This window comes from Acinetobacter johnsonii, assembly GCF_048551975.1.
Classification (GTDB): domain Bacteria; phylum Pseudomonadota; class Gammaproteobacteria; order Pseudomonadales; family Moraxellaceae; genus Acinetobacter; species Acinetobacter johnsonii_A.
Genome location: NZ_JBIMCF010000145.1, coordinates 1 through 303 on the forward strand (window position 1 = coordinate 1; position 303 = coordinate 303).

At 42.9% G+C, this 303-nt stretch carries 1 protein-coding gene; it reads left to right on the forward strand.

What is annotated here, in order from left to right; translation table 11 throughout:
• Nucleotides 1-303 (forward strand): FUSC family protein (locus ACG9ZB_RS16985; protein WP_419326822.1); only part of this gene is annotated, 303 nt, incomplete at both ends.

Here is a 303-nt window from a genome sequence, read left to right on the forward strand (position 1 = left end):
GTTTCGATAGCAGTCACGCCAAACCTGATCAACACTCCAGAATTGTTCACATTATTTTTAGCCACATGGGTCGGGTTTTGTCTATATTTTTCATTGTTGGATCGTACGCCGCGTAGCTATATTTTTATGTTGGCGGGCTATACCACGGTCATTATTTGCTACAACATTGTCTATAACATTGAAACCACTTCCATGTTTGATATGGCGATTGGTCGCTGTTTTGAAATCACGGTGGGAGTACTGTGTAGTGCAGTGGTGAATGCGGTACTGTTTCCCATGCATATTGGTCCCGTAGTCAAAACC